The 25,501-nt window shown below is 65.2% G+C and carries 23 protein-coding genes; 12 read left to right on the plus strand and 11 right to left on the minus strand.

The window, feature by feature from the left end; genetic code table 11:
- Nucleotides 1-120: 120 nt before the first annotated feature.
- Nucleotides 121-291, plus strand: a complete 171-nt coding sequence (locus A5777_RS25110; protein WP_197501287.1) for a hypothetical protein — start codon at nucleotides 121-123, stop codon at nucleotides 289-291.
- A 112-nt stretch (nucleotides 292-403) separates the two neighbouring features.
- Here A5777_RS25110 and A5777_RS21350 read toward each other — a convergent pair whose 3' ends face one another.
- From A5777_RS21350 to A5777_RS21360, 3 genes are all read right to left on the minus strand, one after another.
- Complete coding sequence (locus tag A5777_RS21350) at nucleotides 404-1,054, minus strand: hypothetical protein (protein WP_064864400.1); 651 nt, start codon at nucleotides 1,052-1,054, stop codon at nucleotides 404-406.
- A gap of 72 nt (nucleotides 1,055-1,126) precedes the next feature.
- Entirely contained in the window at nucleotides 1,127-2,512 is a 1,386-nt protein-coding gene (locus tag A5777_RS21355) for a hypothetical protein (protein ID WP_231895159.1), read from the minus strand.
- Between the two features lie 91 nt (nucleotides 2,513-2,603).
- Nucleotides 2,604-3,221: a TetR/AcrR family transcriptional regulator gene (locus A5777_RS21360; protein ID WP_064864441.1), complete on the minus strand. Its 618-nt coding sequence runs from the start codon at nucleotides 3,219-3,221 to the stop codon at nucleotides 2,604-2,606.
- Nucleotides 3,222-3,301: 80 nt separating this feature from the next.
- On the opposite strand from A5777_RS21360, the gene A5777_RS21365 reads away from it, so the two are divergent.
- Together A5777_RS21365 and A5777_RS21370 are read left to right on the plus strand one after the other, a co-directional pair.
- On the plus strand, nucleotides 3,302-4,375 hold the full coding sequence (locus tag A5777_RS21365) for a Rieske 2Fe-2S domain-containing protein (RefSeq protein ID WP_064864404.1): 1,074 nt from the start codon (nucleotides 3,302-3,304) through the stop codon (nucleotides 4,373-4,375).
- Between the two features lie 43 nt (nucleotides 4,376-4,418).
- Nucleotides 4,419-5,504 (plus strand): NAD(P)H-dependent amine dehydrogenase family protein, encoded by a 1,086-nt coding sequence (locus tag A5777_RS21370; RefSeq protein ID WP_064864406.1) that lies wholly within the window; start codon nucleotides 4,419-4,421, stop codon nucleotides 5,502-5,504.
- Between the two features lie 2 nt (nucleotides 5,505-5,506).
- On the opposite strand, the gene A5777_RS21375 is transcribed toward A5777_RS21370, so the two are convergent.
- Nucleotides 5,507-6,121, minus strand: a complete 615-nt coding sequence (locus A5777_RS21375; RefSeq protein ID WP_064864408.1) for a TetR/AcrR family transcriptional regulator — start codon at nucleotides 6,119-6,121, stop codon at nucleotides 5,507-5,509.
- Between the two features lie 106 nt (nucleotides 6,122-6,227).
- Here A5777_RS21375 and A5777_RS21380 point away from each other — a divergent pair, with 106 nt between their 5' ends.
- Nucleotides 6,228-7,394, plus strand: coding sequence for a hypothetical protein (locus A5777_RS21380; RefSeq protein WP_064864410.1), 1,167 nt, complete (start codon nucleotides 6,228-6,230; stop codon nucleotides 7,392-7,394).
- Nucleotides 7,395-7,492: 98 nt separating this feature from the next.
- Here A5777_RS21380 and A5777_RS21385 read toward each other — a convergent pair whose 3' ends face one another.
- From A5777_RS21385 to A5777_RS21400, 4 genes are all read right to left on the minus strand, one after another.
- The gene (locus tag A5777_RS21385) at nucleotides 7,493-8,782 is read right to left on the minus strand and encodes a lipase family protein (protein ID WP_231894528.1); all 1,290 of its coding nucleotides are present in this window, start codon (nucleotides 8,780-8,782) and stop codon (nucleotides 7,493-7,495) included.
- A 63-nt stretch (nucleotides 8,783-8,845) separates the two neighbouring features.
- Complete coding sequence (locus tag A5777_RS21390) at nucleotides 8,846-9,877, minus strand: fused (3R)-hydroxyacyl-ACP dehydratase subunits HadA/HadB (protein WP_064864414.1); 1,032 nt, start codon at nucleotides 9,875-9,877, stop codon at nucleotides 8,846-8,848.
- 70 nt (nucleotides 9,878-9,947) lie between these two features.
- Nucleotides 9,948-10,976, minus strand: coding sequence for an aspartate-semialdehyde dehydrogenase (locus A5777_RS21395; protein WP_064864416.1), 1,029 nt, complete (start codon nucleotides 10,974-10,976; stop codon nucleotides 9,948-9,950).
- A 1-nt stretch (nucleotide 10,977) separates the two neighbouring features.
- Nucleotides 10,978-12,243, minus strand: a complete 1,266-nt coding sequence (locus A5777_RS21400) for an aspartate kinase (RefSeq protein ID WP_005171455.1) — start codon at nucleotides 12,241-12,243, stop codon at nucleotides 10,978-10,980.
- A 151-nt stretch (nucleotides 12,244-12,394) separates the two neighbouring features.
- On the opposite strand from A5777_RS21400, the gene A5777_RS21405 reads away from it, so the two are divergent.
- A complete protein-coding gene (locus tag A5777_RS21405) occupies nucleotides 12,395-13,870 on the plus strand; it encodes a glycosyltransferase family 39 protein (RefSeq protein WP_231895155.1) in 1,476 nt (491 codons plus the stop codon).
- A gap of 462 nt (nucleotides 13,871-14,332) precedes the next feature.
- On the opposite strand, the gene A5777_RS24410 is transcribed toward A5777_RS21405, so the two are convergent.
- Entirely contained in the window at nucleotides 14,333-14,989 is a 657-nt protein-coding gene (locus A5777_RS24410) for a TetR/AcrR family transcriptional regulator (protein ID WP_197502437.1), read from the minus strand.
- Between the two features lie 235 nt (nucleotides 14,990-15,224).
- Between A5777_RS24410 and A5777_RS21415 the strand changes: the two genes are divergently transcribed.
- Nucleotides 15,225-16,685 carry an MFS transporter gene (locus A5777_RS21415; protein WP_064864418.1) on the plus strand — a complete coding sequence of 487 codons (1,461 nt, stop codon included), beginning with the start codon at nucleotides 15,225-15,227 and terminating at the stop codon, nucleotides 16,683-16,685.
- Nucleotides 16,686-16,710: 25 nt separating this feature from the next.
- Here A5777_RS21415 and A5777_RS21420 read toward each other — a convergent pair whose 3' ends face one another.
- On the minus strand, nucleotides 16,711-17,391 hold the full coding sequence (locus A5777_RS21420) for a TetR/AcrR family transcriptional regulator (protein ID WP_064864420.1): 681 nt from the start codon (nucleotides 17,389-17,391) through the stop codon (nucleotides 16,711-16,713).
- Between the two features lie 143 nt (nucleotides 17,392-17,534).
- On the opposite strand from A5777_RS21420, the gene A5777_RS21425 reads away from it, so the two are divergent.
- Both A5777_RS21425 and A5777_RS21430 read left to right on the plus strand, forming a co-directional pair.
- The gene (locus A5777_RS21425) at nucleotides 17,535-19,085 is read left to right on the plus strand and encodes an MFS transporter (RefSeq protein WP_064864422.1); all 1,551 of its coding nucleotides are present in this window, start codon (nucleotides 17,535-17,537) and stop codon (nucleotides 19,083-19,085) included.
- Between the two features lie 70 nt (nucleotides 19,086-19,155).
- Nucleotides 19,156-19,734 carry a nitroreductase family protein gene (locus A5777_RS21430; RefSeq protein ID WP_064864424.1) on the plus strand — a complete coding sequence of 193 codons (579 nt, stop codon included), beginning with the start codon at nucleotides 19,156-19,158 and terminating at the stop codon, nucleotides 19,732-19,734.
- A 73-nt stretch (nucleotides 19,735-19,807) separates the two neighbouring features.
- On the opposite strand, the gene A5777_RS21435 is transcribed toward A5777_RS21430, so the two are convergent.
- Nucleotides 19,808-20,245 carry a hypothetical protein gene (locus A5777_RS21435; protein WP_064864426.1) on the minus strand — a complete coding sequence of 146 codons (438 nt, stop codon included), beginning with the start codon at nucleotides 20,243-20,245 and terminating at the stop codon, nucleotides 19,808-19,810.
- A 289-nt stretch (nucleotides 20,246-20,534) separates the two neighbouring features.
- Between A5777_RS21435 and A5777_RS21440 the strand changes: the two genes are divergently transcribed.
- The 4 genes from A5777_RS21440 to leuA all read left to right on the plus strand — a co-directional run bounded on the left by A5777_RS21440 (nucleotide 20,535) and on the right by leuA (nucleotide 25,067).
- Complete coding sequence (locus A5777_RS21440) at nucleotides 20,535-21,341, plus strand: glycoside hydrolase family 16 protein (RefSeq protein ID WP_442903065.1); 807 nt, start codon at nucleotides 20,535-20,537, stop codon at nucleotides 21,339-21,341.
- A gap of 24 nt (nucleotides 21,342-21,365) precedes the next feature.
- Nucleotides 21,366-22,814 carry an FUSC family protein gene (locus tag A5777_RS21445; protein WP_231895157.1) on the plus strand — a complete coding sequence of 483 codons (1,449 nt, stop codon included), beginning with the start codon at nucleotides 21,366-21,368 and terminating at the stop codon, nucleotides 22,812-22,814.
- The gene (locus A5777_RS25565; protein ID WP_231895158.1) at nucleotides 22,811-23,008 is read left to right on the plus strand and encodes a hypothetical protein; all 198 of its coding nucleotides are present in this window, start codon (nucleotides 22,811-22,813) and stop codon (nucleotides 23,006-23,008) included. Before A5777_RS21445 ends, A5777_RS25565 begins: the two co-directional genes overlap by 4 nt.
- 208 nt (nucleotides 23,009-23,216) lie before the next feature.
- Nucleotides 23,217-25,067 (plus strand): 2-isopropylmalate synthase, encoded by a 1,851-nt coding sequence (gene leuA / locus A5777_RS21450; RefSeq protein ID WP_064864433.1) that lies wholly within the window; start codon nucleotides 23,217-23,219, stop codon nucleotides 25,065-25,067.
- The last annotated feature ends 434 nt before the right edge of the window (nucleotides 25,068-25,501 follow it).

A 25,501-nucleotide genomic window follows, 5' to 3' on the forward strand; every position in this document is an offset into this window, starting at 1 on the left:
GGTTGCTGTGCGGTGTCAGTACCGCCGCTGCCCTGGTCACCGCGCCAAAGCGGTCCGTAGCGTCAGCAGCAGTTCATCGCGGCGCCGGGTTCGTGACGACATTCGAGTGAGGAGAGACTCATGTCGCAGAGCACGACGACCGCCGATCCAGGTCATGTCCCCGCCACTGTCACCGCGGGCGGAACCGACGAGCCGGCCCCACTGATCGCGGCAGCCAGATCCGGGATCGTCATTCTCACGCTTCTCGCGACGAGCACAACCATCACCTTCGGTTCGCTGTTCTTCGCATAACGGCTCGAGTGGAAGCACGAATAGTGCTGCGCCCGTGTGCCGCCTGCGCCGACCGTCGAGTCCGCAGGCGGTGCACACCACTCTGGGTCGGTTCATGGAGACTCGTGCTGTACTAGCGCCCCTTCACCATCCGCATCGGACGCATCCGCGTCGACTGCGGGAGCCAGCGGTTCACCGACTTCTGCATCGTGCAGAGCGCGGAGATCGCCAGGAGTGCGAACTGAATCCACCCGATGACCGGCAGAGCCGACCACACCTCCGGATAGCGGAACAGTAGGTCGATCCCGATCGGGATACAGAGCAGGTTGACGACGACCGCCGCGAGGTAGAAGTTGCGACAGTTGCGACTGTGATGCGTGGCCGCGGAGACCAGCAGCGCGTACTCGATCGCGAGGAGGACGACGATCATGATCAGCATGAACGGCGGAAAGAAGTTCGCCATCGGGTCGATGCGGTCGGCCGGTGCCGCGTTGCGCGGATCGGCTGCGAGTCCCTCGTGCAGCCGGTCTCTCAGCAGTCCTCTGATCGTCCCCACGTTGACGAAGCCGTAGACGAACGCGACCAGCCCAGCGGCCGCCGCACCCCAGAACGCCACGCGCGCGTGTACGGTCAGCGCGCGCGGCGCCGGACCCGGATCGGTCGGCCGCGACGGGTAGACCACCGCCTCGTCCTTGTCCTTCGACCGACGCTCGATCGCAGCCAGGTCCTCGGCATCGAGCTCGGCCTGCGTCGGGATGCGGTCGGACTCATCGGGGTCGGTCATGGTGACGATTGTCGCACTCTCACCACCGGGCGATCTCGAGCATCCGGGACCCGACGACGGGCGGTCGGGTTCTCAACGCCTCGCGATCTTGAGCATCCGACTCACCGTCGCCTGCCAGAGCGAGCCGTCGGGCGCGATGGTGCCGGTCAGTTCGAGTGGCTCGTCGACGGGCCCGTTCCCGACGTGCAGCGTGCGCACGCGGACGCCCGTCGCGGAATCGGTGGCGATGTAGTCGATCGGCCCGACCTGCTGGATCGATCCCGGTCGATAGGACCCGTAGCCGAGGCCGTGGATGAGTCCGTCGGCGCGGGAGAGTCGGGGCAGCGAAGCGAGGCGGTCGCCGTTCTCCCACACCCGGTGGCACTCCCCTGCGGACACGTCGATGCGTGTCGATCCGCCGACGAAGGGCGCGTTGGCAGGCACGCTCGGACCGCTGACAGCCATGGGCGGGTACTGGTAGCCGTAGGTGCTGGGGATGATGAGCGAGTTGCCCCAGGCCATCGGCGAGTTCTCGGTGCCCTGTCCGGACCTGCCGAATGCGGGCATGCGGCACACCGTCGAGCCGGTGTTGCTGTCGTAGACGATCAACTGGGGTCGGGAGGCGTTGTCGACGATGGCAACCCATCCGTCGCCACCGGGGCCGAAGTAGGTGGGCGTGGTGCCCGATCCCCAGGTCAACTGGCCGGGGCGACGTGCCGCGCCTCGGTCATAGGCACGACGCCACACCACCTCCGGTGTCCCGTCGACGCCTGCGCGCATCTCGTAGAGTGCGTGCGTCGAGATGACCGACACGCCCGACGCTCGCACGGAGAGGCCGTTTCCGAGATCTTCACCCGCGGGCAGATGCGTCGACCGCACGCGCCGCGCGGCGTCGACCGTGCCGACGACGCCGTGCGTTGTCACGAACCACACGCGGCCCGCGAAGTCGGGAGCGAGTGCGGTGACAGCGTCGCCTGCGGGGATATGACCTTTCAGGTCAACGCGGTCATCGATGAAGAGTTGCCATCCCTGCGTCGAATGACGATGTGCCACACGCAGAATCGCACCGGACCCGTCTGCGACGACCACGCGGTCGCGGTCGTCGAGGTATCCGTACACACCACCGAGCAGTCCGCCCTTGGTCAACTGCTTGCGCGCGATGGGCGCGGCGGTCGTCGGGTCGAAGAGCGTCACCGTCGCCACCGCGACCTGCAGCGGCGCGGTCCCGACGAACTGTGTGCACAGCGACACCGGCATGCCGTCGTGTCCCACAAACGTTGCGGCGCAAGCGCCACCTGGAATCGACGACGCCGCGAGATGCGCCGTCCGACCCGGTCCTGCGAACGGAGTCGAGTCCGACGACCAGAGGTCGCCGTGCATCAGTGACGTTCCTACCGGGCCGAGTCCGGTCGCGGGGGCCGGCGCGGGAGCCGTCGAACCGTGTGTCCGTGGCGCTGCAGACGCAGATCCCCCGACGATTGCACCCGTGAGTATCGCGAAGACGACTGTCGATGCAGCGAGCAGGCGGACGTGGGCAGCACGAAACCCCGAACGTAGCGATGACACAGCGTCACTCTGACAGGTAGGCGACGATTGCGCCTGACATTCCCTCACGAGCGTCATCAAGGTTGCCGTAGGTACCCAATGTGTGCTCGGAGATGAGCCCACGCATCGCCCCCGGAATCAGCGCAGCCATCTGGCGGACCTTCCCCGGGTCGAGGTCGAGGTCGGCGAAGGCACGCTGGAATGCCGCGTCCCAGTTCGGCTTCCACGACGCCAACTCGGCCGCGGTGAGGGGAAATTCGCGTTCCAATTCGACGTGTTCGCGCGGAAGCGCCGCGCGGAGCGTCTCGATGGCCCGCGCCTCCGGCGTCGTGAGTCCGTAGAACATCGCGTCGATCAGAGCGGACACCCTCTCTCGCAGCGTCCCGTCGGGTTTGACGTTGGCCGGAAGGTCGCCGCGTTGGTCCGCGGTGTGACGCAGGACCGCTGCCCACAGACCGTCGATGTCGCCGAACTGGTACTTGACCACACCCCACGTCGCACCGATCTCCCGCGCGATCCGATTACCCGAGACCGCTGTCGGATCACCCGTCGCCAACGCGGCGATTGCCGCACGGATCATGCTGTCCCGCGTGGCCTGACCACGCTTGTTCGCGCGCCGGGGGGTGGTCGTCGCCTCGCTCATGACGATCGAGTCTAGCCACATATCGAGATTTTCACAGAACCCTCTTGCACTCTTTCACAGAGGGTTCTACGGTTCTTTGCATGGCACAGACCCCGCTGTCGATGGAACCGACCGGCTGGTTCCAGGTCGCCTGGTCGCACGAGATCGCGGTCGGCGACGTCCATCGCATGACCTACTTCTCCCGCGACATGGTCGCTTGGCGCTCGGCGTCGGGAAAGATCTCGGTGTTCGACGCCTACTGCGAGCACCTCGGCGCACATCTCGGGTATGGCGGTCGCGTCGAGGGCGAGAACCTGGTCTGCCCATTCCATGGGTGGCAGTGGAACGAGCAGGGTCGCAACGTCTGCATCCCGTACGAGAAGAGACCCAACAGGGGCAGGCGCATTCGCAGTTACCCTGCAGTCGAGCGCAACCATGCGGTGTGGATCTGGTTCGATACAGCCTCTCGCCCACCGTATTTCGAGGTACCCGACATGTTCACCGCATTCGGAGACGACCCATCCGACGCCGACAATTACTACGCACCCATTCCCGGCGGCACGCTGTTCCACGAGCGACTCGAGCTACATCCGCAGTACATCATGGAGAACGGCGTCGACTTCGCGCACTTCAAGTTCGTCCACGAGACGCCGTTCATGCCGGAGTTCACCCGGCACGATTTCGAAGGCCCGGTCTCCTACGTCGACTTCACCATCGCGTTCGAGGAGGGAGCCACCCTCGAATCCGCCTCGAGCGGGGTCTATTCCGTGAACGCGGGGCTCGGATGCTCCGTGACCAAGTCCTGGGGGATGGTCGAGAACCGCACGATGCCTGCGGTCACACCGGTCGACGAATCGACGTGCGACGTGCGGTTCACGGTCTGGATCGGAAAGAAGCCGGGTGAAGAGGACGCCACCGAGTTGACCAAGTACGGCAAGGTGATGAGCGACCTGGTCATCGAGCAGTTCGACCGGGACGTCGAGATCTGGTCGCATCAACGCTATTCCGATCCGCCGGCATTGTCTCAGCGAGAGTTCAAGGGCTTCACCGCATTACGCAACTGGGCAATCCAGTTCTACCCCGAGGGCGACTCGACCTACGGACGAGATCCGACCCGCCCGGAAAGCGGCGCCATCGTGCCGCTACACCCGTCGGCCACCGCCGCAACAGCCTGAGCACACCAGCTTCGCGAGCAACGTCCACACGAAAGGTCAGTCCATGAACAGTTCCCGCACGATTCGCGTATTCCAGGTTGCCACAGGCAATCTCGGCACCGAGATGATCGGCCGAATCACCTCCCATCCCGACCTCGAACTCGTCGGTCTGCACTGCTATACGCCCGACAAAATCGGACGCGACGTCGGCGAGATCGTGGGCATCGACGCCATGGGGATCAAGGCCACCGGTTCGGTCGAGGAGATCATCGCAGCACGGCCGGACGTCGTGACATTCCACGGCGTATTCCCCGACGAAGACCTCTACGAAAAGGTGCTCGACGCAGGCATCAACGTCGTGACCACCGCCGACTGGATCACCGGATATCACCGAGACACCAACTGGCAGCACCCTTCCGGACGCAAGGTCAGCGAGATCATCGAGGCCGCCTGTCAGCGGGGAGGAGCGTCGTTCTATGGCACTGGCATGAACCCGGGGCTGTGTCAGATCCTCGGCATCGTCCACAGCGCCGACGTCGCCGAGATCGAGAACGTCACCGTCACCGAATCGGTCGACGTCTCATGCCATCACTCCGTCGACACCTGGAAGGCCGTCGGATACGGTCTGCCGGTTGATGATCCGTCGATTCCGGAGTCACTCCACAAGTACACCGCGGTCTTCGCCGACTCCGTCTACCTCATGGCCGACGCATTCGGACTCGAGCTCGATGAGGTCAAGTACTCCTACGAGCTCGGCGCATGCACCAAGGACGTCGATCTCGGCTGGTACTTCCTACCCAAGGGATCATTGGGCGCCAACTACATCAAGTATCAGGGCATGGTCGACGGCGTATCGCGGATCGAGACACATCTCGAGTGGCAGATGACACCACACACCGATCCCGCGTGGGATATCAAGGCCTGCTACATCACCCAGATCACAGGCGATCCGAGTATCTACAGCAAGCACATGATCTTCCCGAAGGCCGGAATCGATCTGTCGAAGCCCGAGAACTTCGCCTCGATCGGTATGACCGTGACCGGCCTGCCCGCACTCAACTCGATCCGCTCGGTCGTCGAGGCGAGGCCTGGCATCATCACGAGCAACGACCTACCGCTGAGGGCATTCGCCGGACGATTCGCCGTGTGACATCACATATCGGCTGCGCCCGCGATATCGAGCGCAGGCCCGAGCCAGCGTCGAAGATAGACACGCAACTGCTCCGGCGTACGCGGCGGGTCCGAGGGGTACTGCAGAAATGACATCAGGACACGCAGCATGAATTCGGCGAGACCCTCGAGCTTTTCGTCGTCGATTCCCGCCTCGGTCCAGTCGATCGGGAAGCGTCGCAAGACCGACGCGCCGAATTCCATTGCACGAGAGGATGTTGCGCCACGGCTGAAGAGCTCGTTCTCGCCCACCTGAACGAGAAGTCCGATGTACGGTTCGTCGGGCAGCCGCCCCAACGTGTAGACGATGGCCTCGGCAAGGGCATCGCGCGGATCGGTGATATCGGCGACGTGATCGGTGAGGCGGTCGAGGAACTGCGTGGCACCTGCTTCACCAACCGCGGTCAGCAAATCGGCGGTCGTCGGGAAGACGCGATAGACGGTCTGCCTGGTGACCTGGAGTTCCGCCGCGACGTCGGCGAGAGTCGCCCTATCCGGACCCGAACGATCGATGCAGCGCATCGCGGCTGCCACGATGCGTTCGCGTGCTTCGTCTTCGGTGCGTGGCAGGTCGCCACCCCAACCTCGGGTTCTCATCGATCAATCGTCGCACGCGGGTATCTCGAATTCGGTCATACACAGAATGACTATTTGTATGATCGAGTACGTCGGCCACGCCATCCACCCAGCCTGAGGTGCACCAATGCAGACCTGTACCGCCGAGTACATCCGCCTGTCGGAGACGCTGACGGGCGTTCGATGCGACGGCAATGCGTTCGTCACGTTCACCAATCCGGCGAACCTTGCGAACTGGACCCTGCCCGTGATCGAGACGACGCTCGTCATCGGACTCGTGGCGTGCCTGGTCCACGCCATCCGGTGGTATCGCACCGCGCGCGACGCGTCGAATCTCGTGGTGTGGTGCAGCGGGATACTGGCTTTGCTGCTGGTCGAACCGATCGCCTACTTTCCGCAGTGGTTCGGTATCGAGGATGAACTCGGACTGACCTTCGCGCACAACATGTTTACGGTGCAGTTCCTCTACGACCGCCTACCGCTCTACATCATCGCGATGTATCCGGTCTACCTGTACGTGGCGTACACGCTCGTCCAGCGGACGGGAATCTTCAAGCGCTACAACGTCTTCGTGTCCGCAGCCTGCGTGGCGTTCGTCTTTCACTGTCTGTACCAGGTTGTCGACGGCCTTGGGCCACAGCTGAAGTGGTGGGTGTGGAACCAGGAAGTCTCCACGGCACACCCGTCATTCAGCGGTATCCCGCTGCTGAACATGAGTGCGTTCAGCGTCATGCTGCCGTTCGGTATCGCTTTGGTGACGCGCTGGTTGTGCACGGTCCCACACCGCGGCGGTTGGTACATCGTCCGCGATGTCGTCATGACGAGTGTGCTCGTCTGGCCCGTCCTCTTCGTCGGATCGATACCCCCCACCATCCTCGACCTGCTGGGCGGTTCGCTGCTGGTCGGGCGAGCCGTCTCGGCGTGGACCTACGTGGCACTCTTGGCGATCGTCACCGTCGTGGCGTTCTGGGGCGTCTATCGGGCACGCCGCACCGACCCATCCTTCCTCCCGGAACCGCTTGCGCGGGAATGGTTCCCGGTGATCTGCTCCGCGGTGTACCTGATCGTTGCGGCAGTGCTCTGGATCAGCGCGCTCCCCGACTACTTCGACGCTGTCGACGGCGTGGCGCCCAATGGCGGGCGAATCGGACCGCTTCCGTATGCGATCACCGCCTACGTGGCCTCGGTGTTGCTCACGATCGGTTCGTTCGTCGGCGTCCGACGGCTTCGGACACCGGCGAGCACGGAGCGTGCCCGAAGCGACTCGGAGCTGCCTGCACCCTCCGCCTCATGAATCGACCTGCCACATGAGTCAATCTGCGACACAGACAACTACGGCCCCCGCTTTCTGCGGAGGCCGTAGTCATGTGGAGGTTGATTCCGTTCGACTACTCAGCCGTCGAAGTGCGACAGCAAGAAGTTGGTCGCAGGAAGCAGCGTGAACACCATCGGGAGAGCGTGGTTGACCACGAGGCCCGGGAAGATCGGCGGGATTGTGTTGGTGATCATCCGGACGTCGGCCCCCTGTGCACGCCAGTCGCGGTCGAGAGTGGCCACCTGACCGTACGGAATGACGTCGTCGTTGATGCCACCCTCGAGCAGCACCGGCGCGTTGGGTTTGAGCCTGCCGATGCGCTGCTCGTCGACGATCTTCTTGACGTTCGGGTAGCGATTGATCACCGAGGACAACGACTTTCCGTCGCGTGTCCACGAATTCGTGCGTTGGAAGCCGAAACTCAGCCCGGTGTCGGCGATGCACTGCGTCGACAGTCGCTTGAGTACCTGACGTCCGCGGGGCGTCGTCTCCTTGTCGACGACGGTCTTCAGTTCGGGATAGCGGGCCTCGAGACCGTTGATGGCATAACCGATTCCGCCGACGATGAACGTGCCGTCGATCTGGTCGATCACCTTCGACAGATCAGCGGGCGGTGCACCCGCATACGACGCCTTCACGTTCAGCTCGGGAGCGTAGCTCGACGCCAGTTCGGCCGCCGACGCCGACGCCCCACCGCCCTGTGAGTAGCCGGAGAAGCCGACCGGCGCGTTGGCAGGCGCCTTTTCGACCTTCAGCGCCGCACGCGCGGCGTCGAGCATCGCCTGGCCGGACTCGACTCTGTTGACGTAGGTGTGAATGCCTGGGGTGCCCATGCCGATGTAGTCGGTGATCGCCACTCGCACACCATTGATCAGCAACAGGTTCAGTTCGAGCGCGGTGTAGTTCAGCGCGAGGCTCGGCTTGCTCGGATCGATCGCGACGGGCAGGCTCATCAGCTTCGAGCCCGCGCACTGATCACCCTGACCGATGGTTCCCGGGCCGAGGACGACTGTCGGTCGGGGGCCCTTGCCCCGCCACGGCGCGGTGGGTTCGACGACGGTCCCGGTGACCGCTGCGGGAGTTCCATCCTGGTAGCGAGACGTGTACATGATTCGGGTCGCTGTGCCCGGCCACTGGTTCTTGATGCCGGGAATCTGCAGCAACAGCGGACTGGGCTCACTGCGGATGATCGACCCGGGAGACGCCGAGAACTGCGCCGGCGGGGTGTAGAAATCGGCCGCGTGAGCCGGTCCGACCGCCGCCGTCGCGGCACCAAGCGCCAATGCACCCGTCGTGAGCGCAACCGTGGACCGTCGTGCCACACGACCGATCCGCCTACCTGAGATGAATCCCCGAATTCGTGTCATGGACGTAACCTACCGCACAGTAAGTCACGGGTGTGACCGAGGGCGCAACCGCGTCACCGCAAATCACGCAAAGCGCACATTCATCGTTGCGAGGCCGAAGATCTTGCGACCAGCCGACTTCGCCACGATGATCACGACGCCGCTGCGGGTCTCGGGATCGAGCGACTTGATCTTGCCGCTGAACTCGATGTCGCCGCCCTCCGCAGCAGACACGACCGCCACCTGCGACAGACGCACCGCGTACCGCGTCACGGCGCCCGGATCGCCCGACCACGCCGAGACGAAGCCGGCGCCGAGTCCCATCGTCAGCATTCCGTGAGCGATCACGTCGGGAAGGCCGGCGAGCTTGGCGATCGACTCGTCCCAGTGGATCGGATTGCCGTCTCCGGAGACACCTGCGTAGTTGACCAGATCTCCGCGCGAGAGGCGGGCGTGCCGCACCGGCAGCGCGTCGCCGACCGTCAGCGAGTCGAAGTCGAGGCTGCCCGGAGTTCGCTGGGCACCTGCACTCGAAATGACTTGCGCGCCTTCGGGTCGCACTGTCTTCACGTACGCGGCATCTGAATCGTCGGACGACATGACGTTTACGTCGTGCACCATGATGCTGCGGACCGCGTCGTTGATTCCCGGGTCGACGTCGTCAGACGTCACGCCGACGACCGTGGTGTGCATGGTGTGCACCACCTCGCCCGCGGCGTCGGTGAACGTGTTGGTGACGGTGATCAGGTCGCGACCGGCGATGCGTCGAATCGACGACAGCTCGACGTCGGTCGTCAGCTCGTCACCGGCGACGATCGGTCGATGCTGCTCGAAGACCTGCTCGGTCTGCACGTAGGTCTCGTAACCGACCACGACCGACTCGAACAGAGCTCGGTTGGCGCCCATCGCCGGGATGGCCGTGAACGTCAGTGGCGCAACAAGTCCCGAGTAGCCGAGTGCATGCGCAGCCTCTTCGTCGCGGTGTGCGACGTGGTGGTCCTGGACCGCGCGCGCATACTCGCGTACCTTCTCGCGACCGACCAGATAGGGCTCATCGATCTTGTAGTAGTGGCCGAGTCTGTCGGCGACCGCCGGGGCATCTGTGGGAGTTGACATCGTGATTCACCAATCGGCGGTTGTCGGTTCGGATCAGGGGTGATGGTGCGGGACATAGATGGCCGGGCGGTTACCCGACGAGCAGCTCCGCGATCTGAATCGTGTTGAGAGCCGCACCCTTTCGCAGGTTGTCACCCGACACGAACAGCGCCAGCCCTCGACCGTCCGGCACACCGGGATCTTGTCGGATACGACCGACGAGCGAGTTGTCCTTGCCCGCCGCGGCGAGCGGAGTCGGAACGTCGCTCAACTCCACTCCCGCTGCGTCGGAGAGGATCTCGTTGGCCTGGGCGGGAGACAGCGGCTGTGCGAACTCGGCATTGATCGACAGCGAGTGTCCGGTGAAAACCGGCACGCGCACACAGGTTCCGCTGACGAGCAGATCCGGAAGTCCGAGGATCTTGCGAGACTCGTTGCGCAGCTTCTGATCTTCGTCGGTCTCACCCGACCCGTCGTCGACAAGCGATCCGGCAAGCGGAAGCACGTTGAACGCGATGGGTGCGACGTACTTGACCGGCGCAGGGAAATCGATCGCCGAGCCGTCGTAGACAAGCTTCTCGAGGTCGTCGATCGCCGCCCGAGACTCGGTGGCGAGCTCGTCGACGCCTGCGAGCCCACTGCCCGACACCGCCTGATACGACGACACGATCAGTCGTTGCAGCCCAGCCGCGTCGTGTAGCGGCTTGAGGACCGGCATCGCGGCCATCGTGGTGCAGTTCGGATTGGCGACGATGCCCTTGGGCGGGTTCTGCGCCAGCTCGCCGTTGACCTCCGAAACCACCAGCGGCACATCGGGATCCTTGCGCCACGCCGACGAGTTGTCGATGACGGTCACACCTGCGGCGGCAAACCGGGGTGCCTGCTCACGCGACATGGTGGCACCTGCCGAGAACAGCGCGATGTCGAGGCCGCTCGGGTCCGCGGTCGCCGCATCTTCGACGACGATCTCGCCGTCGCCCCAGGGCAGCTTCTTACCCGCCGACCGCGGCGAGGCGAAGAATCGCACTTCGTCTGCGGGAAAGTTGCGCTGCGCCAACAGGGTTCGCATGACGCCGCCGACCTGTCCGGTGGCTCCGACAACTCCGATACGTACGCCCATGTCAGCGCCCCGTTCCTGCGTAGACAACGGCTTCTTCTTCTCCGCCGAGGTCGAATGCCTCGTGCAGTGCGCGCACGGCGTCGTCGAGTTCGGTGTCGCGGCACAGCACCGAGATACGGATCTCCGACGTCGAGATCAACTCGATGTTGATGCCGACGTTGCTCAGTGCCTCACAGAAGGTGGCCGTGACACCGGGATGGCTCTTCATACCGGCTCCCACCAGCGAGACCTTGCCGATGTGGTCGTCGTAGAGCACCTCGGTGAAACCGATCTCCTCCTGCAGCTTGGTGAGCTTCTCGACGCCCAGCGGGCCAAGCTCGCGCGGGAGGGTGAAGGTGATGTCGGTCTTGCCGGTCTCGACCTTGGAGATGTTCTGCAGCACCATGTCGATGTTGATCTCGGCGTCGGCGACAGCACGGAACACCTTGGCGGCGTAGCCGGGCTGATCGTCGAGGCCGACGACGGTGATCTTGGCCTCGCTGCGATCGTGTGCGACACCGGTGAGAATCGCTTCTTCCACGGGAATGTCCTCCATCGAGCCGGCGACCAGCGTGCCGGGTTTGGTCGAGTACGACGAGCGCACGTGAACGGGAACGTTGTATCTGCGGGCGTATTCCACACACCGCAGCATCAGGACCTTCGCGCCACACGCGGCCATCTCGAGCATCTCCTCGAAAGAGACGGTCTCAAGACGACGGGCGTCGGGCACGATCCGCGGGTCGGCGGTGTAGACGCCATCGACGTCGGTGTAGATCTCGCAGACGTCGGCCTCCAGCGCTGCCGCGAGCGCGACTGCGGTGGTGTCGGAGCCGCCACGTCCGAGCGTGGTGATGTCCTTGGTGTCCTGGGAGACGCCCTGGAATCCGGCGACCAGCACGATCTTGCCGTCGTCGAGCGCGCTGCGAACGCGGCCCGGGGTGACGTCGATGATCTTGGCCTTGCCGTGGCTGCTGGTGGTGATCACACCCGCCTGCGAGCCGGTGAACGACTGCGCCTGCGCGCCGAGCGAGCTGATGGCCATCGCGACGAGAGCGTTGGAGATGCGCTCGCCGGAGGTGAGCAGCATGTCCATCTCACGGGCCGGCGGGGCCGGGTTGACCTGTTGTGCGAGGTCGAGGAGTTCGTCGGTGGTGTCGCCCATCGCGGACACGACCACCACGACGTCGTTCCCCTGCTTCTTGGTCTCCACGATGCGCTCGGCGACCCGGCGGATGCGCTCAGCTGTCGCAACCGATGATCCACCGTATTTCTGCACCACGAGTGCCACGTAGATAACCTCCCGGCAGGGCTCGACGTCGGGTTTTCTTCCTTGACTGCCGAGATAACCTTACCGACGATGCTCGCGGGCTCCACGTCGTGGTGGTGGCGGGACGGCTTCCACGTGCTGCAGACCACACGCGTCCCCTAACATCGCTGTGGTGACCAGCGAGACCGAGGTCGGGAAGGCGAGCCGACAACGCCGCTCCCGGAAGACCAGCGCCACTCCCGGCGCGACGTCCGCTGATCGAGCCGACGAATCTGCCGCGGGGCCGGTCGGGGCATCCGAGGCCGGGCGGGCCGAGACATCTGGAGGGCGGCCCGGGGCATCGGCCGCGGGGCGGTCTGGACCGAAGCAGCGTCGAATCCGCCAGGTCGAGCGGCCGGGAGTCGGCGACCGGCGTGAGGAGGTCGACGCCGCCCCTCGCGCGGCCGTCGAAGATGACTCGCTGCCCTACTGGGTGTCGGCGATCGGGGTGTTCATCGCGATCCGGATCGTCGGATTACTGGTGCTCGGTCGGTTCGCGCAGTTGCGCGACACCAGCGTCGGAAACGCACTGTCGGCCTGGGATGGCAAGTGGATGCTCGCCATTGCAGAGCACGGTTATGGCGACGTGCCGTACTCGCTCACCGATGCCCGCGGCCTGCACACCGCCGACACCGCGTACGCCTTCTTCCCCGGCTATCCGTACCTGGTCGGATGGATCGCCAAGCTCCCGTTCGTCACGCCGTTCGGTGCGGCGATCTCGCTCAACGTCGTCCTCGGTTGCCTTACCGCCGTCGGTGCCGCACGACTCGGCGCCGACTGCGTGCGTGCGATGGGCAACCGCTCGCCACTGACCCGTGGGGGGTCGGTCAACCCCGAACGCGTCGGGCTCTACCTGGTCGCGATCTTGGCCGCGACGCCGATGTCGGTCGTGCTCAACATGGCCTACACCGAGGCATTGTTCTGCGCGCTGACCGTGTGGGCGCTCGTCGGGGTGATCGAACGCAACTGGGTCCTCGCAGGAGTCGCTGCCTGCCTCGCGGGGACAGTGCGACCGACCGCCGTCGTCATCATCGGCGTCGTAATGCTGGCTGCGGCACTGACGCTGGTGCGTGATCAAGAGGCACGATCGTGGCGATCACGACGCGGCAATGGCGCCTACCTGTGGCTCGCGATCATGCTGAGTCCACTCGGATACCTCGGCTACCTGGCAGTCGTCTGGGCGCACACCGGCTCGCCTACCGGCTGGTTCCGCGTCCAGACCGAGGGTTGGGACACCCGGATCGACGGCGGAGTCGTCACCTTCAACTTCGTCAACGACGCACTGGTGAACTCCGGCGAGGTCGCCTCCGTCGCCACCGCGTGGATCATACTCGCGACGTTGCTCATGGTCGTCGTCGCGTTCTGGGCTCGCCTGCCGTGGCCGGTGGTCGTCTACGGGACACTCGTCGTGGCGTCGATCGTGCTGTCGAGCGGACTGATGATCAGCCGCCCCCGGCTGCTGCTTCCGGCGTTTGTGCTGCTCTTGCCGCTCGCGATCGCGCTTGCCAAGCAGCGGACATCGGTCGGCGTGGCCGTCGTCGTCCCGATGGTCATCGGCAGCGCCTGGTTCGGCGCTCACATGCTGACTGTTTATCCGCACGCGATGTGAGGGCGGGGCTCGGGGTTGTACCTCGGGTTTCGGCCGGGCGCTTGCGGCTCTTCCTCGGGTTCTGCGCGTTTCCGCGCGACACTTCCAGCCGAAAGCGAAGGAAGTCGCGGAAGGGATCTTTCCCCTAGATCCAGCGGGCGAGCGCCACACCGGCCGCGCGATCCTTCCCCGACTTCCATCCCGGCCGCGCAACCCTTCCCCGGGTTCTGCACCCTTCCCCGCGACACTTCTCGCCGAAAGCGAAGGAAGTCGCGGAAAGGATCTTTCCCCTAGATCCAGCGGGCGAGCACCACACCGGCCGCGCAACCCTTCCCCGACTTCCAGCCCGGCCGCGCAACCCTTCCCCGGGTTCTGCACCCTTCCCCGCGACACTTCTCGCCGAAAGCGAAGACAGTCGCGGAAAGAATCTTTCCCCTAGATCCAGCGGCGGGCGCCAGCACCGGCCGTGCACCCGGTCGACGCTCAGCCGCGCGGGCGGAGGCCGTCGAGCACGAGGCCGACCATGCGTCGGCGCGTCTCGGGTGTGTCCTCGGCGACGCACGTCATCGACAGTCCGCCGACCAGGCGTGAGATGTCCGACGGCTCGATGTCATCGCGGAACACGCCCTCACGCTGACCCTTCTCCAGCGTCGCGGCCATCAGTTCGCGCGACTGGTCGCGGGCCTCGCTGAAGACAGGAGCCTCGTCGCCGACGGCCGCGAGGATCGCCTCCTTCATGCCGCGCTTGGTGCTCGCGGTGGACATGTACGCCTCGAAGACCCCCGCCAGTGCGACGTCGGCAGGCCCGGACTCGAGCAGACGCCAACCGTCGGCGATGATCGAGTCCGAGTAACTCCGAAACGTCGCCTCGATGAGCGCCGCGCGATTGGGAAAGTGCCGGTACAGCGTCCCGATGCCCACCCCGGCCTCGGCGGCGACCTTGTCGAGCGCGACGTCGACACCCTCGGCATGGAAGAGGTCGGCGGCCGCGGCAATCAGCTTGTCGTAGTTGCGGGCGGCATCGGCGCGGGCGGGTCGTCGTGACAGGGTTCGCCGCGGACCGTGCTCGCTCGCGGCCCCATCGACCCCGGCCATTGACTCTGCGGCCCCCGACTCCCTGGCCACTGACTCCCCAGCCACGTCGACTCCTACCTTCCGACACGAACAACACCGACGACGCCGCGCACACAGATCGAGCACAGCGGCGCAGCGAACAAAACAGTTGCAAAGCGGAGGAACCCTCCGTATATTAATCGGAGGAAGCTTCCGTTTCTCCAGCGAGTGTACTCCACACCGGCGTGGGTGAGCCCGATCAGACTCACGCCGAATCCAGTGCACTGTTCCGCCGATCCAATCTTTCGAAAAGAGCGGCCACATGTCCCTTTCCTCCATTGATCGCACGGCAGATTCGACACCTTCGGGCTCAGGCCTACGCTTGCGCATCAACACCGACGCCCTGGTGCTGGTCGCAGTGCTCGGATGCCAGTTGATGGTGGTGGTCGACGCGACCATCGTCAACGTCGCACTACCCGATATTCAACGCTCCCTTGGCTTTTCGACGTCGAATCTCTCCTGGGTGCTCAACGCCTACACGCTCACCTTCGGTGGGCTCCTACTACTCGGCGCACGCCTCGGCGACATTCTCGGTCGACGCCGCACCTTCCTCGACGGCCTCGGACTGTTCGTCGCGGCATCGGCATTCGGTGGCCTCGCAACCGATTCGACGATGCTCCTCGTCGCCCGCGCCCTGCAGGGCGTCGGTGCCGCAATCGCTGCACCGGCGGCACTGGCACTGCTGATGACCAGATTCTCCGACGGCCAGCAGCGCACTCGCGCACTGGCGCTCTTCACAGCCGTGTCCATCGGCGGATTCTCGCTTGGTCTCGTCTCCGGCGGAGCGCTCGTGCAGTGGCTCGACTGGCGCTGGGTCTTCTTCGTCAATGTGCCGATCGGACTCGTGGTGATCGTCGCGGGTGCGCTGTCGCTGCCTCGCACCACACGCGAGCGCGGCTCCTTTGATCTACCTGGTGCCGTATTGTCCACCGCCGGAATCGGTCTCATCGTGTACGGCCTCGTCAATGCTGCGGAGCACGGATGGAGCAGCACGATCACCGTCATCGCCCTCGTCGCAGGTGCCGCACTTCTCGGCGCGTTCGTCTACGCCGAAGACCGTGCACACCAACCGATCACACCGCTGCGGCTCTTCGCCTCGACCCCGCGAAGCGCTGCATTCGCCGGTCGACTGGTGATGGTCGCGGGGTTCATGGGCATGATGTTCTTCCTCACCCAGTACATGCAGGAAGTGCTCCACTACGGCCCACTCGAGACCGGATTGGCGTACCTGCCTATGACGGCGGCGACGTTCGGCGCATCACAGTTGAGTGCGCGAGCTCTGGTGCCACGCTTGAGTACTCGCACGCTTCTGCTCATCGCCTTCGGCGCGGCGGCAGCCGGCCTGTACTGGCTGAGCACTCTCGACGCCCATACACCGTACCTGTCACTGCTCGGGCCGTTCATCCTCGTCGGCGCGGGCGGCGGTATGGCCTTCCTGTCGCTGACCACGGCGTCGCTGCGCGGCGTCGACCCTCAGGATGCCGGCGCGGCGTCGGGCTTGGTCAACACCGCTCAACAGCTCGGCGGCACAGTCGGTTTGGCGATCATGGTCGCCGTCTTCGGGGCAGCAACACGCGGAATGCCCACGTCGACAATCACATTCGCCCACGGTATGACAGTCACCGTATTGTGTGCAGCCATCCTGCTGACAGCGGGCGGGGTGCTGATGGCACTCACCCAGGGCGAGGCACGTCCGCGCCCGGTCGAGACAGCGCTCGATTGATCCGACGCGGCGTCGTCGATGTCACCTACGACGTCGACGACGCCGCTTTCGCCTCGAACCCAGCACACAGATAGTCGACGCCGGCGTCGAGCAACGCGCGCGGATCATTCAACCGTGCGGCATCTGCGGCGTCGGACAGCGTGGACAGGTGCGGCAACCGCGAGGTGACCCGACCGGCGATGAGATCGGCGAGTCCGCTCGGGCGTTCACCGGGCGATGCGTCGAGCAACTGTTCACTGACCTGTGCGAGCGCGACGCCGTTGACGTAGTTCCACACCGCGAGTGCCATCTCGGTAGCCGCGGTGATGTCGACGCCGAGGTCGGTGAAACCCGCCGCGAGCCAGTCGAGCCCCTCGAGTGCGTCGACACCGAAGCTGTAGCGCGGCGCCGAGTAGGCCAGCACCACCCATGGGTGCCTGCGATAGAGCTGCCAATCGACGTCGACGGCGATCGCCACGCGTTCACGCCACGACCACGGGCCGGGGTCGTCGACGGGATAGGGAAATCGACGACCTATCTCCTCGGCCATCGCCTCGAGCAGCGCGTCCTTGTCGGCGATGTGCCGGTAGAGCGACATCGCGCCGACGCCGAGTTCATCGGCGATGCGTCGCATCGACAGCGCGGGCAGCCCGTCCCGGTCGGCCACGTCGATCGCGGTGTCGACAATGACCGCGGTGGTGAGCTTGGGCGCACGCTCGTCGGCCACCGACTCTCCTCACATTGCGGGAATAAATTGTTTGCGTACAGCGTACTCATCACCGTACCGTCGATGCGTACGGCGTACGCGCATGCCCGAGGGCACACCGATGACGTCGACGCATCCAGCCCTATCGAAGGAGAGCAGTAGTCATGTCCGTCCGCATCCGTCCGTCCGAGAAGCGCACCCGCGAAAATCCGGGCGCAGATCGACGCGCGTGGTGGGGACTGGCCGTACTGACACTTCCGGTGCTCCTGGTGTCGATGGACTTCTCCGTCCTCTACCTCGCGATCCCGGCTATCACTGACGCGCTCGATCCCAGCGCCGCGCAGCAGCTGTGGATTCTCGACATCTACGGCTTCCTCATCGCAGGGTTGCTCATCACGATGGGCAACGTCGGAGACCGCGTCGGCCGTCGACGCATCTTGCTGTTGGGTGCCGCACTGTTCGGCATCGCCTCGGTCATCGCAGCGTTCGCTCCTACCGCGGGCATCCTGATCGCGGCTCGCGCGTTGATGGGTATCGGTGGTGCGACGCTGATGCCGTCGAGCCTGTCGTTGATCGCCAACATGTTTCCCGACGCGAAGGCACGTGGCAGGGCGATTGGCGTGTGGACCGCCGCATTCGCGGGCGGTTCGGCCATCGGACCCGTCGTCGGGGGCGTTCTGCTGCACCACTATTGGTGGGGTGTCGTCTTCCTGATCAACGTGCCGGTACTCGCCGTGCTGTTCCTGCTCGCACCCAAGCTGATTCCCGAGTATCGCGCGGGTACGGGTGAACCGTTCGACTTCATCGGCGTCGGACTCTCCCTGCTCGCCATCCTGCCGATCGTCTACTCGATCAAGACGATGGCCTCGGAAGGTGCCACCCTCCCGGTCGCAGCAGTCGGCGTGGTCGGTGTCGTGATGTTCGTGTTCTTCCTGATGCACCAGCGTCGGACCCCAGCGCCACTGCTCGACCTGAAACTGTTCCGCAACGTCCAGTTCAGCGCTGCCGTGACGGTCGCACTGTTCGGCATGATGGCGCTCGGTGGAATGTCGTACCTGACGGGCGTCTACCTGCAGTCGGTGCGCGACTTCGACGTCCTCGACGCCGCGCTTGCCGGCCTGCCGATGGCGATCGCCGTCGCGGTGTTCTCCATCGGTGCGACGCGCATCGCCTCACGTGTCGGCATGCGGACCGCGTTCGTCGGGTCCGTCGCACTCGCCGCCGCGGGCAACCTGGGACTGCTGTGGCTCACGACGTCCAGCCCGCTGTGGGTCTACCTCGTGTTCACCTCGATCGCCGGTATCGGCTACGGCATCCAGTTCTCGCTGGTGTCCGACGTCGTCGTCGGCTCGGTGCCCGCGGAGCGATCCGGAGCGGCGTCGGGCATCTCGGAGACCAGCTTCGAGCTGGGAACCGCACTCGGCCTGGCATTGCTCGGCTCGCTCGCGACGCTGATGTTCCGTGAACACGGCGACGGCTGGGCGTTCGGCGACACACTCGGCGAGACGCTGCACCGCTCCCACGACATGGGTCCCGCGGGTGTCGAACTCGCCGACGCGGCCAAGGAGGCGTTCGTCAACGGCATCCACGCGGCGTCGCTCGCCTCGGTGATCGCTCTCGGTGTGCTCGGCATGATTCTCGCCATCGTGATGCGCACACCTCACGGCGTCGAGCAGTCGGTTGATGCCGAACTGCCTGCCGCGCAGGACAGTTAGCCCCGTCGCGGAAGCCCGCTCGGTCCCGCACGCTGCTCCAGTCCCGTTGGACTCCAGTACCGTTGGCGCGGTGCATGAACTGATCAGTCAGCGCTGGAGCGCTCGCGGCTACGACGCCGAGGCCACCGTCTCGGTCGACGAGGTCACCGAGATCCTCGACGCCGGACGGTGGGCGCCCACGTGGGGACGCATGCAACCGGTGAGGTTCGTGGTCGGTCTACGCGGCGACGAGACGTTCGACGCCCTGACCGCCACTCTCAACCGAGGCAACACGACGTGGGCGCCGGCCGCGGGTGCGCTGATCCTGTTGTGCACCACCGACGATCCGTCCGACCCCAAGCCCGACCTCTACGGCGGCGTCGACCTCGGGCTGGCGTTGGCGCAGATGATCCTGCAGTGTGGCGCACTCGGTCTCAACGGACATCCACTCGCCGGATTCGACAAGGATTCCGCCAGAACAGCTTTCGGCATACCCTCCGATAAGAAGCCGCTCGCGATGCTCGCCGTCGGACATCTCGCCGACCCCTCGACACTGTCCGAAAAGATCCGCGACCGCGACGCCGAGCCGCGCGAACGACTACCCCTCGACGAGGTCGCATTCAGCGGCCACTGGGGCGAGCCGTTCCGCGCCGGCCCTCCCGCCGGTTGAGCCGGACCTCCCGCCGGTTGAGCCGGCCGCGAGCGAAGCGAGCAGCCGAGTCGAAACCACCTCGCCCAAACCCCTACCCGCTACAGGTCTCGAGCGCCTTCTTGATCGCGGCGCGGTGCGCGCTGTGGTCCTTCTTGGCAAGACCGTGGTCGCGCAGGAAGTTCTTGATCTCAGCGCGCTCGGGGTGCTTCTTGTGCATCTCTTCACGCTGCTGCTTGCGCTGAGCAGGCGTCAGCACGATCGTGTTCTCGAAATGCTCCTTGGCGCGCGGATGAGACTGGATCTCTTTCCAGAGCGCGGGATCTTCTTTGGCCAACGCCTTCTCGACTCCGGCCAGCGTGCACTTGGTGCCGGGCACCGGGGTGGTCTGAGCAGGTGCGGGCTTTGCCGGCGAATGAGGGACCGGAGCGGCTTGCGCCACCCCACCCGTCGCGATCGCGCTCGCGACGCCGACACCGGCCAACGCGAGGGTGATGCGGCGCGACGTCGCTCCGGTGAACAAACGTGACATGTCTTTACCTTTCTCGGCACACACTCACAGTTGAGTGTCGCGACCAGCCTTTCGGCGGCCACTCGAAGCAAACCCGCAAAAGCTAAGTGCCGCCTGAGAATTCGCAGTGCGAACGCCCAGTAATGCTCAGGCAAAGGGACTTTCAGTCAACGCCAAAGTACCCTTATTCGCCGCCAATCCGACAGAACGCCCTCATGCGACAGGCAAAGAACTATGGTAAGCCTTGCCTGTGTATTTCCTCCGTCGTGCGATCGTGACAGCCCTGACCGTCGGCAGCATCGGCGCCGCCATGGCCACAGCCGGACCCACCGCCCATGCGGCAGACATGGCGTTCTCCGACGAGTTCGTCGGTGCGGCCGGATCGGCCCCCAACAGTGCCCTCTGGAACTACGAAACAGGAGGGGGCGGCTGGGGTAACGACGAAAAGCAGACCTACACGTCGAGCCGCGAGAACTCACGCCTCGACGGCAGCGGACACCTCGTCATCGAGGCCAAGAACTCCGGCGGCGGGTGGACGTCGGCCCGACTGAACACCAAGGGCAAGCGCGAATTCACCTACGGCACCATCTCCGCGCGGCTCTCGCTACCCGGTGGCGCAGGCCTGCACAGCGGATTCTGGCTACTCGGAGCCGACATCTGGGAAGTCGGATTCCCGGAGGCAGGCGAGATCGACATCGCCGAACACATCAACAACTCCGACTTCGTGCACATCGGCGTCCACGGTCCGACGGGTTCCGGCGGCTTCGGTTCGGCCGACGCCGGGTCGCTGCGTGACATCCTTCCCGACGCCATCCCCCTTCCCGACGGCGTCAACGGCAAGTACCAGCGCGGCTCCGACATCCTGGGCATCGACCCCACCGACTTCCACACCTACGGCGTCCGCAAGACGGCCACCTCGATCACGTTCCTCTTCGACGGACGCTCCGTGTACACCGTCAATCGCGCCGACCTCAGCGCCGGCCAGCGGTGGGTCTTCGACAAGCCGATGTACCCGATCCTGAACCTTGCCGTCGGTGGTGTGTGGCCCGGTCCGACGAACTCCGCGACGCCCAACCCGGCGACGATGAAGGTCGATTGGCTGCGCTACACCCCCTGACCGAACCGGCCGTAGGGTTGACCGGTGCCCGGCTCTGACTCGCCAACACCATCTGAACCGTTCAGCCCACAGCCTCCCCCTCGCCTGCATGTCAGGCGTGCACTGTTCGCAATCCCCGACGTTCGCGGGCGCTGGCCCGCAGCACTCCGAGCGGGTCTCGCGTTCGCGGTACCCGCAGGCATCCTGCTCGCCGTCGGATTCGAGCGCGACTCCCTACTCGCTGCGCTCGGCGCATTCGCAGTGCTCTACGGCGAGAAGCGGCCCTACCGAGTGCGGTGGCGGGTGATCGTGCTCGCAGCCGTGGTGTTGATCGGCGCGGCCGCACTGTTCGGACTCCTCGGCCACCTCGCCGGTCCCCGGCCGAGCACGGTGGTCGCGTTGGCGGTGGTCGTTGCGCTCGTGGCGTGGGCATCGGCGACGGTGTTCACCGTCAACGCCATGCGCCTCGGTCCGCCCGGGCCGTTCTTCTTCGTACTCACCGCCTGCATCTCGTCGGTGGTGACCCGGCACGGCGTCGACGTTTCCGCTCTCGTCATCGCGACGTGCGCGGGCGGATTGAGTTCACTCATCGTCGGAATGGCTCCATCACTGTGGCGTCCGGAAGGCCCCCAGAGGGCGGCGACGCTCGCCGCGATCGAGACGATCGACGCCTACCTCGCCGACAACCAGTCCACCGATCCCGCACATCGCCACGGCGTGGCGATGTCGACGCTCAACGCGTGGACGGTCCTGCACGACGCCGCTGCCACCGACACTCCGCTCGCACAACGACTCTGGACGTCGTTGCATCAGTTCCACGTGGCACCGCCGGGACCGCTGTCGCCGCCGCTGCGTCGACCCTCGGTGCGACACCGCCTGTCCACGGCACTCCGCAGCTACAGCCATGCGCGCGTCACCACGGCCCGCGTCGCACTCACCGCGCTCGTCGCAGGCGTGGCATCGATCGCGATCGGCCTCTCGCGCCCCGACTGGGCAATCCTCGGCACCGTCCTGGTGTTGCAATTGGGCCCCGACCGCATCCGGGGCGTCATCCGTGCCACACACCGACTCGCCGGAACCATCGTCGGCCTGGTGTTCTTCGTCGGACTCCACCAGCTCGGTCTCACCACGCTGTGGCTCATCGTGGTGATCGCGCTGCTCAACGTATTGATCGAGTTGACCATCGTCGGCAACTACGGCGTCGCGGTCGCGTTCATCACTCCACTCGCCATGCTGATGGGCAACCCCGACTCCGACATCACCATTCCCGTGCGAGATCGATTCCTCGAAACCCTGCTCGGCGTCGCGTTGGCCGTCGCGGCACTGTTGTGGCTGTTTCCGCACGCGCACCGACGCACATGGGCACGCGCCGACACCGACGTCCTCGACAACGTCGACCATCTCCTCGACGACGCCGCGCTCTCACCGATCGGTTCACCGCACATGCTCGGGCCCGGCGTGACCTGCAGTGAGCGCTACTCGAGGCCGAGATGAGTGCAACCGACAGCGCCAGCGACGAACCAGACTGGGCAACACCGCGGTGGCCGCGCCACATCGCTCTGTGTCGGGTGGGATACGAAGCACTCGACTGGTGCTACCGCACCGATCCGTCGACCCCGATCGCGCCCGGAATCCGGAGCACCCTGCGCATGCACCGCACCCTCGTCCACACACCCGAGGACCCCTGACATGCGAGTTCGGACAATGCGGACCCAGAGTCCGAACGACTGACCTCATTTGATCGACGACCAGCCCGGGGAGTACATTTACTCGCATGCAGCGTGCACTCCTTCTCGGTTGCCGCGGCGGGGTCTGACACGACCGGCCCTCCGTCGCGGGGCCTCATCACGCGCCGGTCACTCCCCAATCTGAGACCTACTTCGGAGATTGACCATCATGGCACCAGCAGACACTTTCACCTCGGGCCCGAGCCGCATCGTCGAGCCGTCCGGCCCCATCCCAGCAGGACAGCCCTCCTGGAACCCGCAACGCAGTTCCGCGATGCCCGTTCACCGCTACCGGCAATTCGCCGACGAGGTCGAGCAGATCTCGATCCCCGATCGCACCTGGCCAGACAAGGTGATCACCGCGGCACCGATGTGGTGCGCCGTGGATCTGCGCGACGGCAACCAGGCCCTGATCGACCCGATGAGTCCCGCTCGCAAGCGCCGCATGTTCGAGCTGCTGGTGCGCATGGGCTACAAGGAGATCGAGGTCGGTTTCCCGTCGGCGAGCCAGACCGACTACGACTTCGTTCGCGAAATCATCGAAGACGGGGCCATCCCCGACGACGTGACCATCCAGGTGCTGACGCAGTGCCGCGACGAGCTGATCGAGCGCACCTTCGAAGCGTGCCGCGGAGCGTCGAATGTGATTGTGCACTTTTACAATTCGACGTCGGTGCTGCAGCGTCGGGTCGTGTTCCGTGCCGACAAGTCGAAGATCACCGAGATCGCGACGCACGCCGCGCACAAGGTTCTCGAGGAGCAGCAGAAGTACCCGGACACCAACTGGCGCTACGAGTATTCGCCCGAGTCCTACACCGGCACGGAGCTGAGCTACGCCAAGGAAGTATGCGACGCGGTGAGCGAAATCATCGCTCCCACATCCGATAAGCCGCTCATCATCAACCTGCCTGCCACCGTCGAGATGGCAACACCGAACGTCTACGCCGATTCCATCGAGTGGATGAGCCGTAATCTCGCCCGCCGCGACTCGATCATCCTGAGCCTGCACCCGCACAACGATCGCGGAACCGCTGTCGCCGCAGCGGAACTCGGCTATCAGGCGGGCGCAGACCGCATCGAGGGCTGCCTGTTCGGCAACGGTGAGCGCACCGGCAATGTCTGCCTGGTGACACTGGGCATGAACATGTTCAGCCGCGGCGTCGACCCGCAGATCTCGTTCTCCGACATCGACGAGATCCGACGCACCGTCGAATACTGCAACCAGCTCGGTGTACCCGAACGCCACCCCTACGGCGGCGACCTGGTCTACACCGCATTCTCCGGCAGCCACCAGGACGCGATCAACAAGGGTCTCGACCAGATGAAGGTCGACGCCGACACCGCCGATTCCGACGTCGACGACATCCTGTGGCAGGTGCCCTATCTGCCGATCGACCCCAAGGATGTCGGCCGCAATTACGAAGCCGTCATCCGCGTCAACAGCCAGTCCGGCAAGGGCGGCGTCGCGTACATCATGAAGGCCGACCACGGCATGGACCTGCCGCGACGCCTGCAAATCGAGTTCAGCCGCGAGATCCAGAAGATCACCGACGGCGAGGGCGGCGAGGTCTCTCCCAAGGAGATGTGGGACGTCTTCGCCGACGAATACCTGCATCCGATCCGCCCGCTCGAGCGGATGCGCCAGAAGGTCGACGCCTCCGAGGTCGACGGCGGCGACGACCACATCACCACTGTGGTGAAGGTCGACGGTGTCGAGAAGGAGATCTCGGGCAGCGGTAACGGACCCCTCGCGGCATTTGTCGACGCGCTGTCGACCGTCGGATTCGACGTCCGCGTACTGGATTACGCCGAGCACGCACTCACCGCAGGCGGCGACGCCAGCGCGGCCGCCTACGTCGAGACCGAGGTCAACGGTGAAACCGTGTGGGGCGTCGGCGTTGCGTCGTCGATCACGACGGCAAGCCTGCGTGCCGTGGTGTCTGCAGTCAATCGCGCCTACCGCGTGACCGCTTCGGCTCCAGTGGAGACCGATGCCGCCCCACGTTCCTGGGCGCCGTAAACCTTTCTCTCACCGATGAACTCACGGTGACGCGGGTAACCCCCGCCGTCGCTGTGTCAGGCAATGGGCCGAAACTCTCGTCAAGCGGGCGATCCCCGCGCGCGAGGTTTCGGCCCATTCCGTCTGCGCGACGCTCGTACCCGAGGTGAGCCTGCGTCCGAAGTCCACCCTGTGGTTCGGTTCCACCCTCTGTGGTTCGGCTTCACCCTGTAGTCCGGTTCCACCCTGTAGACCCGTCTCACCCTGTAGTTTGTGAGACGGCAGCTGTGGAGAGCGTCGCGAAGGTGGTCGGTGTGATGACAGTTCGACGCCGAACCAAAAACCCTGCCCCATGACCGGCCTCGACACGCTCGGAAGGCGTGCACGCGCTGGGCTGACACAGACCATCGGCGTGCTGTTCGGTGCCGGAGCAGCAATCGGCCTGATGCACATCG

It is taken from the genome of Gordonia sp. 852002-10350_SCH5691597, from assembly GCF_001665715.1.
GTDB lineage: Bacteria > Actinomycetota > Actinomycetes > Mycobacteriales > Mycobacteriaceae > Gordonia > Gordonia sputi.